This window comes from Stenotrophomonas sp. AGC87 (assembly GCF_057333975.1).
In genome coordinates, this window is the sequence record NZ_JBHFHW010000043.1 from 64314 (window position 1) to 75925 (window position 11612).

At 66.9% G+C, this 11612-nt stretch carries 13 protein-coding genes; 10 read left to right on the forward strand and 3 right to left on the reverse strand.

Features of this window, described 5'->3' with window-relative positions; genetic code table 11:
• Nucleotides 1-224 precede the first annotated feature (224 nt).
• The gene (locus tag ACE026_RS19330; protein ID WP_152152597.1) at nt 225-1343 is read right to left on the reverse strand and encodes an HDOD domain-containing protein; all 1119 of its coding nucleotides are present in this window, start codon (nt 1341-1343) and stop codon (nt 225-227) included.
• 154 nt (nt 1344-1497) lie between these two features.
• Nucleotides 1498-2034 carry an inorganic diphosphatase gene (gene ppa / locus ACE026_RS19335; protein ID WP_019183821.1) on the reverse strand — a complete coding sequence of 179 codons (537 nt, stop codon included), beginning with the start codon at nt 2032-2034 and terminating at the stop codon, nt 1498-1500.
• A 227-nt stretch (nt 2035-2261) separates the two neighbouring features.
• Here ppa and ACE026_RS19340 point away from each other — a divergent pair, with 227 nt between their 5' ends.
• The 5 genes from ACE026_RS19340 (at nt 2262) to ACE026_RS19360 (ending at nt 8019) form a co-directional block, all read left to right on the forward strand.
• Nucleotides 2262-2753: a hypothetical protein gene (locus tag ACE026_RS19340; RefSeq protein ID WP_486040463.1), complete on the forward strand. Its 492-nt coding sequence runs from the start codon at nt 2262-2264 to the stop codon at nt 2751-2753.
• A gap of 37 nt (nt 2754-2790) precedes the next feature.
• Nucleotides 2791-3267, forward strand: coding sequence for a hypothetical protein (locus ACE026_RS19345; protein WP_486040464.1), 477 nt, complete (start codon nt 2791-2793; stop codon nt 3265-3267).
• A gap of 120 nt (nt 3268-3387) precedes the next feature.
• A complete protein-coding gene (locus ACE026_RS19350) occupies nt 3388-3888 on the forward strand; it encodes an RNA polymerase sigma factor (RefSeq protein ID WP_486040465.1) in 501 nt (166 codons plus the stop codon).
• Nucleotides 3889-4002: 114 nt separating this feature from the next.
• Nucleotides 4003-4962 carry a FecR family protein gene (locus ACE026_RS19355; protein ID WP_486040467.1) on the forward strand — a complete coding sequence of 320 codons (960 nt, stop codon included), beginning with the start codon at nt 4003-4005 and terminating at the stop codon, nt 4960-4962.
• A 141-nt stretch (nt 4963-5103) separates the two neighbouring features.
• A complete protein-coding gene (locus ACE026_RS19360; RefSeq protein WP_486040468.1) occupies nt 5104-8019 on the forward strand; it encodes a TonB-dependent receptor in 2916 nt (971 codons plus the stop codon).
• 92 nt (nt 8020-8111) lie between these two features.
• Here ACE026_RS19360 and ACE026_RS19365 read toward each other — a convergent pair whose 3' ends face one another.
• Nucleotides 8112-8369, reverse strand: coding sequence for a DUF2789 domain-containing protein (locus tag ACE026_RS19365; RefSeq protein ID WP_486040469.1), 258 nt, complete (start codon nt 8367-8369; stop codon nt 8112-8114).
• A 165-nt stretch (nt 8370-8534) separates the two neighbouring features.
• Between ACE026_RS19365 and ACE026_RS19370 the strand changes: the two genes are divergently transcribed.
• From ACE026_RS19370 to ACE026_RS19390, 5 genes are all read left to right on the forward strand, one after another.
• Nucleotides 8535-9122, forward strand: a complete 588-nt coding sequence (locus tag ACE026_RS19370; protein WP_486040470.1) for a biliverdin-producing heme oxygenase — start codon at nt 8535-8537, stop codon at nt 9120-9122.
• Nucleotides 9123-9171: 49 nt separating this feature from the next.
• Nucleotides 9172-9564, forward strand: coding sequence for a YbaN family protein (locus ACE026_RS19375; RefSeq protein ID WP_121041212.1), 393 nt, complete (start codon nt 9172-9174; stop codon nt 9562-9564).
• A gap of 113 nt (nt 9565-9677) precedes the next feature.
• A complete protein-coding gene (gene exbB / locus ACE026_RS19380; RefSeq protein ID WP_486040471.1) occupies nt 9678-10409 on the forward strand; it encodes a tonB-system energizer ExbB in 732 nt (243 codons plus the stop codon).
• A gap of 9 nt (nt 10410-10418) precedes the next feature.
• Nucleotides 10419-10844, forward strand: coding sequence for a TonB system transport protein ExbD (gene exbD / locus ACE026_RS19385; protein ID WP_486040472.1), 426 nt, complete (start codon nt 10419-10421; stop codon nt 10842-10844).
• Nucleotides 10841-11569 (forward strand): energy transducer TonB, encoded by a 729-nt coding sequence (locus ACE026_RS19390; protein WP_486040473.1) that lies wholly within the window; start codon nt 10841-10843, stop codon nt 11567-11569. Before exbD ends, ACE026_RS19390 begins: the two co-directional genes overlap by 4 nt.
• Nucleotides 11570-11612: the final 43 nt, after the last annotated feature.

Genomic DNA, 11612 nt, shown 5'->3' on the forward strand with positions numbered 1-11612 from the left:
CCCCCCCCCCCTCTTTTGCGTTGTGGGGTAAGGAAAATCTGAGTTTCAGCGAAAGGTGATCCGCCTCACGTTTCGAGCGGAAATCCAGATGCCTGGCCGAAGGCCGCTCGGCTGCCATGTGTGAGCGCCTCTGGCGTGATTGCGTGCTGGACGCCTGTCCGCAGCGCTGAAACGACGATGGCGCGCCACAGGGCGAGCCATCCTCGTCACACACCGCCGGACACTCAGGCGTCGCTGGCGACCAGCCCCATCAGTGCGTTGGCGTGATCGCGCCACTGCGGCAGTTTGTTGAGCACGCCGGCCCGCTGCAGATATTCCTCATCCACCGGATCGCCATTGATCAGCGCCAGTGCTACGTGCACAGCACCGGTCACCCAGAAACTGCGGGTGTTCGAGCGCTGCGGCTGCAGGTGGAAGGCCACCGCTTCGATGATCGGCATCGGCAGACCCCACAGGCCCAGCAGGTAGGCGCCTGCCTCGGCGTGACCCGGGCGATTCTCTGCCGGGTCTTCTGCGCTGCGTTCGTTGCGTACGCCCGGCAGCAGCAGGCCGATGTCGGCCAGCAGGGCCGCGGTGGCGCCCAGTTCGGCGCTGGACTCGGGCAACAGCTTGGCGGCCAGACGGGACGCCAGCAGTGCGCGCTGCTGCAGCGAGTTGCGCTCGGCACCGGAGAGCGGCTGCGCGGAGAACACTTCGCTGGCCAGGACCAGATCACGCAGGGTCGACAGCCCCAGGCGGGTCACGGCGGTGCGCAGGTCGGAGATGATCCGGCCATTGTTGAAGAATGCCGAGTTGGACAGCTGCAGCACCTTGGCCGCGATGGCCGGGTCGGCCGCGACCAGCTTGGCCACGTCGGCGGTGTTGGTGTCATCGTCGTGTTCCAGCGCCTGGGTCAGGGTCAGGTACAGATGCGGCGGGGAGGGCAGCTTCTCGATCCGGCCGATGGCGCTGCGCAGGCGCGCGCTGTCCAGCAGTTCGCGCAGCTCTTCCAGGCTGGTCAGGGCTTCGAGCAGGACCTCCGGGGCCAGCGGCATCGGCAGGAAGCGATGGGCCACGCCGATCAGGCGCGCCGGCGGCGGGCGATTGCCATGCTCGGCATCCACCAGCGCGATACGGATGGTTTCAGGGCGCAGCGTGCGGATCTGGCCGAGCAGTGTGGTGGCGTTGAGATCGGGCAACTGCGGGCACACGATCACCGCATCCACCGGCGAGCCGGCAACGATGCCCATGGCGCTCTGGCCATCGGTCGCGGTCAGCGGTTGCCACTCTTCCCCAAGATCGGCAATGAATTCCAACAGCTCAGCCGACAGGCTGGCTTCGTCCCCAACAAGCAGAATGCGCACGACACGGTCCCCTGGCTGACCACGGTGAAACGCACCGTGGACGATGTGAAGAGACGCAATGTACCCAATCCGGCACGAATAGTGATGTGCCGCATTGAAAAAACGTGATGCGCATCGCTCCGGCAGCGGTGTGCCGGAGCGATACAGGTCAGTCTCAGGCGATGTTGCCGAGGTAGCGCTGGTGCGCTTCGACCAGGATCTTCTTGGCTTCGGCGGCGCCGCCCCAGCCATCCAGCTTGACCCACTTGCCCTTTTCCAGGTCCTTGTAGTGCTCGAAGAAGTGGCCGATGCGCTCCAGCCAGTGGCTGGACACCTGCTCGATGTCCTCGACGTGGGCATAGCCACTGAACACCTTGGAGATCGGCACGGCCAGGATCTTCTCGTCGCTGCCGGCTTCATCGCTCATCTTGAGCACGCCGACCGGACGGCAACGCACCACCGAGCCCGGGACCAGCGGCAGCGGCAGCACCACCAGCACGTCGGCCGGGTCGCCATCGCCACACAGGGTGCTCGGCACGTAGCCGTAGTTGCACGGGTAGCGCATCGGGGTGGACAGGATACGGTCGACGAAGATCGCGCCGGTTTCCTTGTCCACTTCGTACTTCACCGGCTCGGAATCCTTCGGGATTTCGATGATGACGTTGATTTCTTCCGGCGGGTTCTTGCCCGGCGAAACGAGTTCCAGACCCATGGGTGTGCTCCAGCTGAGAGGGGGTAGGGGCGCAAAGTCCGACATTTTAGGCCCTTTGCCGGCCGCCGTGCAGCGGGCGGCCGCTTGAAGGGCGTTTCACCGACCTGGCCGCAGGCAGGTGACCACGGGCCGTTGCTGGAAATCCTCATACAAAGGCGGGGTTGGCGCCGATGTCAGCCGTCAGCGCACCTGCCGATCATGGCAACCAACCCGTCTGGAGCCTGGTGATGAAGCTGATGAACCCGCTGGCGACCCTTTCCCTGGCCTTGGCAGTGCTGGCGGCCGGCATCTGCAGCGCCTCCGGGCGCGAGGGTCCGTATGTCGATCTGGTCGACTTCCCGCACAAGGAGGCCAACTGGGATCGCTTCTACGATCTGGAGGATCACCTGATCCGGGAATTCCACGATCTGTGTGGTGATACCTACTGTGAGGGCAAGTACAGCAACCACATCGCGTTGCAGTTCCGCTGCTCGGTCCATGCGGCCAGCGGCACCGTCCAGGCCTGCACCCTCGTGGTCGGCGCCGGCAACCTCGAGGTGGAGCCTGGCAGCGGCCGGGTGGTCCCGGACGGCCGCACCTGGGCCTGTGCTGCGCCACTCGGGGCCAATACCCCCGTGGAAACCCTGCACCTGGCCCTGGCGCGTCGCGACGCGCTGCGCAGACCACTGCCTGGCTCGGACCGCTCGATGCATGACGCCCTGTTCGACTGCCTCAATTGACCTGTCAGCCCTTTTCAATCTGCACTGGAGACTGCCGATGAAGACCCTCGTTGCGGGAATGCTGTTGCTGCTTGCCAGCTGTACGGCCATTGCCCCCGGCCATGCCGCCGGTCCCTATGTCGATGCACGCGAGTACCCCAGCGAGGCCGAGGGCTGGGAGCGCTTCCGTGCAGTGGAGGCGCGGCTGGTGCGCGGCTTCGACGCCATCTGCGGGGACACGTTCTGCGAAGGCGAGTTCCACAACCTGCAGCCGCTGCGTTTCCGGTGTTCGGTGCAGGCGGCCTCGGGCCGTGTGGGTGAATGCCTGTGGACATTCACCGGCAGCACGGCGCGCGTGGACACTGCGACGGGCCGTATCGCGGTGGACGCCCAGACGTGGGCCTGCCGCGCGCCGCTGGCGGCCACCACGCTGCTGCCCGTCCTGCTGCAGACGCTGGAGCAGGACGATGCCTTGCATGTGGCGCTGCCCGGAACCCCCGACAGCATCTACGACGGACTGACGGCGTGCCTCTAGGGGCGCGTCGTCACATCGAAATCCCGTGAACCTCAAACGTGACTCATTCTCATTTGCGGAGTAACATGCCGCGGCTCACGGATGGCCGTCTTCCTGCGGTCCCGCTACGTGCATCGGCCCATGTCCTCCAACGCCACCACTCTTACCGACCTGTTGATCCGCGAGCGCCCGGCGCTGCTGCGCCTGGTCCAGCGCATCCTGGGCAGTGACGGCGGTGCCGAAGATGTGATCCAGTCCATCTGGTTCAAGGCGCGTGGCGTGGATAGCGGCCAGCCGATCAGCAATCCCCGCGCCTATCTTTATCGTTTGGCGGCGAATCTGGCTACGGATCACGGCCGTGAGCGCACGCGGCGCACGCGTCTGCTTGCCGAGCATTACCTGTGGGGGCCGGACGAAGTGCTCTCCACCGAAGAGCAGGTCATGGCGCAGGACGAACTGCAGCGCGTGCTGGAGGCGGCCGAGCATCTGCCCGAGCCGACCCGCACCATCTTCCGGCTCAACCGCCTGCAGGGCATGACCCAGGCGGACATCGCCAGGCGCCTGGGGGTGTCGGTAACGACCGTGGAGAATCATGTGCGCAGCGCACTGCAACGACTGGCCTGGGCACGCAGTGGCCGCTGAAGCGCGTTGATATCCGACTTGGGGATACACGTCTGCCGACCGTCTTGATCATAATGGCGTGTTGACTGCGTCCATCCCTTCCCCCGCGCGTGACTGCGCCACCCATCGCCAGCCATGAGCCCGCACCCACCTTCTTCCTCTTCTTGTCCGCCGCCGTCCGATGCTGTCGCTGTCCAGGCGCGGGCCTGGATTGCCTGGCTGGCCTCCGGTGCGACCGATGCGGGACAGATGCAAGCCTTCGAGCAGTGGGTGGGTGAGCCCGGGCACCGGCATGCCTTCGAACACGAACGTCAGCTTTGGCGCAGTCTTGGACCACGCCCCCCCGCGGCGGCAGTGGCGGCGCCGCCTCAACGGCGGGCCCGATGGCACGCGTGGAGCGTGGCGACGGCAGCCGTGCTGGCCTTGGCGTGGGTCGCGCCCGATGCGTGGCTGCGGCTGCAGGCCGATCACCGCAGCACGCGTGCGATCGAGACGGTATCGCTGCCCGATGGCAGCCGTGCGGTACTGGATGCCGACAGTGCCATCGCTGTCCACTACGACGGTCATGTGCGTCGTATCGCGCTGCTGCGTGGCCAGGCCTGGTTCGAGGTGGCGCACGAGGCGTCCCGCCCGTTCCAGGTAGAAGCGCAGGGCAGTGTGGTTGAAGATATTTCCACCGCATTCGCCGTGTCCCGCTGGAACGACCAGGTCGAGGTGGTGGTCGAGCAGGGGCGCGTGCGGGTTGCGGCCACTGAACAAGGCGGCTGGACCTATCTCGATGCGGGCCAGCGTGCACGCTTTGCGCCAGCCGGCCGGGTCACGCGGCTGGACGATGTCACCCTGGACCGCATTGCGGCCTGGCGCGACGGCGAGCTGCTGCTGGAGACGGCCAGCGTGGATGAGGCGGTGCAGCGAATTGCGCGCTACCGCCCGGGTGCCATTTTCGTGCGTGGCGATCTGTCGGCCTTGCCGGCGGTCAACGCGGCGTTCCGTATTGATCGCCCGGAGCAGGCCCTGGATGCGCTGGCGGTCAGCGCCGGGTTGAGCGTGACCCGCTTGCCGATGGGCGTGGCGATCGTGGCACCGGCGCAGTAGCGCAACCGGTCTTGGGGCTGTGCCCCGTTCGTTCGTCTTACTCGGCATAACGTACCCGCCGCCGCCACGTACGTCCGCTGCATCCGCACCCGTGTGCGGGTGACCCGCCTCTGCGGCACTGATCTTCTGACAGGTTTTTCCATGCGCATCTCCACCCGCGCGGGCCATCGTCCGCGCCCGTCACGTCTCTGCATCGCTCTGCTTACTGCTGGCCTGGCGGCCGCGCCCGGCCTGCCGGCATTCGCCCAATCCAGCGCGACATCCGCTGCGGCGACGCTGCGGTTCGACATTCCCGCCCAGCCGCTGGCCGATGCGCTGCGCACCTACATGCGGCAGTCCGGGGTGCAGGTCGCCTATCCGGCCGCGCTGGCCGAAGGCGTGACCTCCACGGCGGTGGCCGGGCAGATGGATGCGCAGTCTGCCTTGCTGCGCCTGCTGCAGGGCAGCGGGCTGAGCCTGCGCCAGGTCGGGGCGGACGCGGTCACGCTGGAGCGCGCCGTGGCAGCAGCCAACGACGATGGCCTGATCGTCACCGACGCGCTGAGCGTGGCCGGTGACCGCATCGAGGGCGGCGGCGATGCCGAGCGTGCGCTGGAGGTGTACCGCACGGCCGGTTCCAGCGCTTACATCGCGCGCGCCACCATCGAGCGCTTCCGCGGCACCTCCACCGCGGACATCGTCAAGGGCGTGGCCGGCGTCACCGCGGGCGATCCGCGTACCGCCAACGCGCTGGACGTGAACATCCGCGGCATCCAGGGCCAGAGCCGCATCCCGGTGATCATCGACGGTGGCCAGTCCACCATGGATACCTACCGTGGCTACGCGGGCCAGTCGCAGCGCACCTATCTCGATCCGGACCTGATCTCCAACATCACCATCACCAAGGGGCCGAGCCTGGGTGTCAATGCTTCCGGTGGCATCGGTGGCGTGGTCGAGATGGAAACGCTGAAGATCGAAGACGTACTGCGTGATGGTCGCGATGCCGGGCTGCGCGTGCGCACCGGCATGGCCAATGCCAGCGCCAACAACGTGCCCGCCTATGACGCCGCACCGCGTACCGACCGCAGCGCGCTGGGCAGCCAGTTCTTCAACATCGCCACTGCCAAGCATTGGGATCGCGTCGACCTGGTCGCGGCGTACGCATGGCGCGAGAACGGCAACTACTTCTCGGGCAAGCACGGCTACGACGATTTCCCGCAGACGCGGCGCACCCTGGCGCCGTTGAATGCGCCGGATACCGAGGTGTTCAACACCTCCTCGCGCTCGGAGTCGTTCCTGCTCAAAGGCACCTGGCGCATCGACGACAACCAGACGCTGGAAGCCGGCTATCGCCGCTATGAAGGCACCGCCGGCGAAATCATGGCCTCGCAGATCATCCGCGTGGACCGCGACCGCGTGCCGCAGTGGGATCCGGGCCATGTCGACATGGATGCCTACAACCTGCGCTACCGCTTCAACCCGGACAACGAGCTGATCGACCTGAAGGCCAACCTCTGGTACACCGACGCCGCCAGCCTGATGTACAACGGCCTGACCGGCATCACGCCGTGGTACTTCGATCGCCGCACGGAGTGGTACGACGGTCCGTCGTTCAACACCGATCCGGGCTACAAGGATGCCTACCGCAATGAGCTGACGCAGACGCGGCTCGGCTTCGATGTGGGCAACACCACGCATCTGGATACCGGCGCCGGGCTGTTCACGCTGGACTACGGTCTGTCCTTCAGTGATGAGGACGTGGGCCCGGGCCCGCACTCGCCGGTCATGCACGACGACCTGGTCAACAACCGCTTCCTGCGCAATGCCGAGCGCAAGGAATACAGCGCGGTGGCCTCGGTCAAATGGCAGCCGGACGAGCATTGGGAAGTGGTGGTCGGTGGCCGCTACAACCGCGTCAACGTACATGACCGCAATCGCCTGGCCACGCCGGACGCCTACGGCGTGATCGGTCAGTACCGCTACACCCAGCTGCTGGATGGCAACCCGAACCTGCCGGCATGGCGCGCCAAGCGCATCGCCATGCTGAACTGGTATCCGGATGCCAATGGCCAGTTCACCGAGGCCTCGTTGCTGGCCTCCCCGTATGAGAAGGGCACGGTAGGTGACATCACCGGTTGGAACTTCTATGACGCCGATGACGCCGAAGACCTGAGCGTGCCGGTCAGCTGGACCTGGTCGCAGCCGATTCGGCGCCGCGACAGTGCCTTCATGCCCAGCGCCAGCGTTGCCTACCGCTTCGACGAAGACACGATGGTGTACGTGAAGTACGCCGAAGGCGTGAAGCTGCCGAGCCTGTTCGAAACCACGCTGGGCCTGTTCACTGCGGCCAAGCCCACCGGTGAGCTCAAGCCGGAGCGGGCAGGAACCTGGGAAATCGGCGCGAGCACGGTGCGGCACGGTCTGTTCACCGAGGGCGACCAGGCGGGCTTCAAGCTGGCCTACTTCAACACGCGCATCGATGATCTGATCACCCGCGACTACCGCACCCTGTCGGCCGGCCTGATCCGCAACGTGGACCGTTTCAAGGTCTCCGGCGTGGAGTTCCAGTCCAGCTATGACAGCGGCACGGTGTTCGCCGATCTGTCTGCGCACTATTACATCCAGGCCAAGACCTGCGCGCCGGACATCGCCGCCGAGCGCCGCGCCTACGGGATCCAGCGGAAGATCGAGGAACTGAAGAACACCCCGGACTGCGTGGATGGTGGCTTTGAAGGCTCCTACAGCAACACCCAGAATCCGCCACGCTACAACGTCAACCTGACCCTGGGCTCGCGGCTGTTCGACCAGCGCCTGAGCTTCGGCACCCGGGTGATCCACAATGCCGGCCCGATCAGCACGCTGGACAAGGAATGGAACGTCGGCCTGTCGGCGATCCAGCAGCTGTACCGCCCGGCGACCATCGTGGATCTGTTCGCCAGCTGGCAGGCCAGCGAGCAGTTCGCGGTGGACCTCAATGTGGACAACCTGACCGATCGTTACTACCTCGATCCGCTGGCGCTGGGCGTGATGCCCGCACCAGGCCGGACCGTGCGGCTGGCGCTGACCTACCGCTACTGATGCCCGGACACGACAGGGGCCGGCATTGCCGGCCCCTGCGTGCATCCGGCCGGCACCTACGGCGTCGGCCGGCATCAGATGCCCGCGATCGCTCAGCCGGCGTTGGCCTGCTCGGTCGCATCGGCGTGCAGGGCTTCGCTGAGCTCATCGACCACGATCGCCCACTCCGCATCCGAGCGCAGCTGCTCGGTCAGGAACTGGCGCTGCCCGTCGTTCCAGTACGGCGCTTCGATCAGGCGGATCTCGTTGGACAGCTGGTGATCGCGGATGAAGGCGGCAATCGCCTCCTCGCTGGCGTCCAGGCCGAGCTGCAGGAACAGATTGGTCATGCGCGGTTCGGTGGTGATCATCGTGTCATTCCAGTGGCAGGGCGTGGTCCGTATTATCGGGGCAAGGCCGTGACGGTGGCATGTGACGTTCGCACCGCCGATCACGCGACAATGGGCTTGGGGTTACCCCCGTGCCAGACGTCTTCAACAGAGAACCGTGCCCCACTTCCCCATCCAAGCAGTGCCATGATCGTCATCGATACTCCCCAAGCCACCCGCAGCCAACGCCTCAAGGCGGCCACCCGTGACAGCCACGGCGCGCTGGACAAGCGCATCATGGCCGGCGACATCTTCGCCAGCCGCGACCTGTTCGCATCGTTCCTGCGCGTGCAGTACCGCTTCCACCGCGATATCGACGCGCTCTACGGCAATCCCGCGCTGGATGCACTGCTGCCCGATCTGGACGAGCGCCGACGGCTACCGCTGATCGCCCGCGATCTTGCCGATCTGGAACAGACCCTGCCGCTACCGGCATCCACGTACCTGGATGGCGATCTGCCGCTGCCGGTCGCCCTGGGCTGGCTGTACGTCGCCGAAGGCTCCAATCTCGGTGGCACCGTGTTGTACAAGATGGCGGCACGTCTTGGCCTGGACAGCAATTTCGGCGCCCGTCACCTGGCCGCCCATCCCGATGGTGCCGCCCGCCACTGGCGCGAGTTCACGGCCGCGCTTGATGGTGTCGCGCTGACCGAGGCGCAGGAGCAGCAGGTGATCGATGCAGCCGATGCGGCGTTCCGCAGCGTGCACGGGCATGTCGAGGAAGAATTCGCATGACCGCCGTCCGCTGCGAGCCCGCTGTGCCGGACCATCGCGGCCACCCATGATGCGCTGGCTCTGGTTCGGCCTGGGCTGGATCATGGTGGCGCTGGGCGTCATCGGTGCACTGCTGCCGGTAATGCCGACCACGATCTTCCTGATCCTGGCGGTCGGCTGCTTCGCGCGCAGCTCGCCGACGTTCGAACGCCGGCTGCTGGAGCATCCCCGTTACGGTCCATCGCTGCGGCTGTGGCGCGAACAGGGCGCGATCAGCCGCAAGGGCAAGGCCTTCGCCGGCGCCGGCATGGCATTCGGGTTCGTCATGTTCTGCTGGGGGGCGCATCCGTCCTGGCCGCTGCTGCTTGGCGTCGGCCTGTTCTTTGCGGCCAGTGCGGCCTATGTGCTGTCACGGCCCGGGCCGCAGCCGTCGGCCACGGCCGATCGCCCGTCGCAGCGCTGAACGTGCTGTCCGCCCGGTACTGATTCCCACCGCCTCACCCCCGATACTTTCCGCCCCTTTCCTGCCTCCGGCCCTGCACGGTGCCGCGATGCCTCTGACAGACGACTCCGCCCATGACGTTGCCCATCGCTCTTCCTGCCGCCGTGGCGGCACTGCCGCACGACCTGACCCCGTGGGGCATGTACCAGGCCGCCGATGGCGTGGTGCAGACCGTGATGATCGGGCTGGCGCTCGCCTCCATCGCCACCTGGACAGTGCTGGTGGCCAAGACCTGGGAGCTGGGCCGGCAACGCACGCGGCTGCGCCAGGCACGCGCGCTGCTGCTGCAGGCCGCGCACCTGCCGGTGGCGCAGACCCATGCGTTGCTGGACGACGGCGCGGCGCATGACCTGATCGACGCGGCCCGCACCGAGCTGCGCCTCTCGCAGGACGCGCATGATCCGGGCGGGATCAAGGAGCGCGTCGCCTCGCGTCTGGAACGCATCGAACTGGCGCATGCACGCCAGCTGCGCACCGGGGTCGGCCTGCTCGCCAGCATCGGCGCGATCGCCCCGTTCGTCGGCCTGTTCGGCACCGTGTGGGGGATCATGAACAGTTTCATCGGCATCGCCCACGCCAACACCACCAACCTGGCCGTGGTCGCGCCGGGTATCGCCGAGGCGTTGCTTGCCACCGCGCTCGGCCTGGTCGCGGCGATCCCCGCCGTAGTGATCTACAACCACTTCACCCGCGTGCTGGCCGGCATCCGCGGCTTGCTCGGTGATCTGTCCGCCGGCGTGCAGCAGCTGGTCTCGCGCGATCTGGACAGGCTTGGCAATGCGCCGGCTGTGCGCGACGCGCGCTGAGGACTGGCCATGGCCATCAAGACTGCCCGCCACGACGACGACGCGCTGGAAGAAAGCCACGAGATCAACGTCACCCCCTTCATCGACGTCATGCTGGTGCTGCTGATCATTTTCATGGTCGCCGCGCCGCTGGCCACCGTGGACACGCCCGTGGATCTGCCGGCCAGCACCGCGCAGCCGCAGCCGCGCGATGGAGAACCGGTGTTCCTCTCGGTGCAGGCGGATCTCTCACTGAGCATCAACGACGTGCCGGTCGGCAGTGATGGCCTGAAGGCCGCGCTGGAGCGGCTGACCGCCGGTGACCACGAACAGCGCATCTACCTACGCGCCGATCAGACCGTGCCCTATGGCGATCTGATGCAGAGCATGAACGCACTGCGCGCGGCCGGGTATCGCCGGATCGCGCTGGTCGGGCTGGAGCAGCGCAGCGAATGAGCCGCGACACCGCCGCACCGCTGCGCTGGCTGGGCAGCCTGGCCCTCGTGCTGGCCGTGCATGGCGCGCTGATCGGCGCCGCGCTGTGGTGGCAGCAGCGTGCGCCGCTGCGGGTCAGTGACACGCCGGTGGAAGCGGTGATGGTGGAACTGGCACCGGTACCCGAAGCGCCGAGCGCACCGCCGAAGGACATCCCGCCTGGGCCGCTGCAGCAGGAACAGCATCGGCCCGAGCCCACGCCGGTGCCGAAGATCGATCTCCCGCCGGACGACACCCCGGACGCGCAGGACGTGCTGCGCCGCGAGACACCCCGCGAAGAAGAACCGATCGACCAGCACAACGTGGAGCAGACGCTGGCACCACCGGATGTCTCGGCACGCCCATCCGAACGCTATGCCGCCACGCAGACCGTGGCCGGCCGTCAGGGCAGCGCGGCCGTGACCTGGCAGGGCCTGCTGCTGGGTCATCTGGAACAGTACCGTCGCTATCCGCGCCAGGCCGAGCGCCTGCGCCAGCAGGGTGTGGCCTATGTACGTTTCTCTGTGGACCGCCAGGGCAATGCCTCCAACATCCGGCTGGGCCAGAGCAGCGGCCATCCGCTGCTGGATGAGGAAACGTTGGCCACGGTGCGGCGCGGCAGCCCGTTGCCGCCGCCGCCAGCGGAGATCACCGGCGACCCGGTGGAGGTGATGGTGCCGGTGACGTTCTTCCTGCGGCGGCGTTGAGGCGTGTGTCACGCGCGCTGCACGGACACGCTGGCCTGAGGCC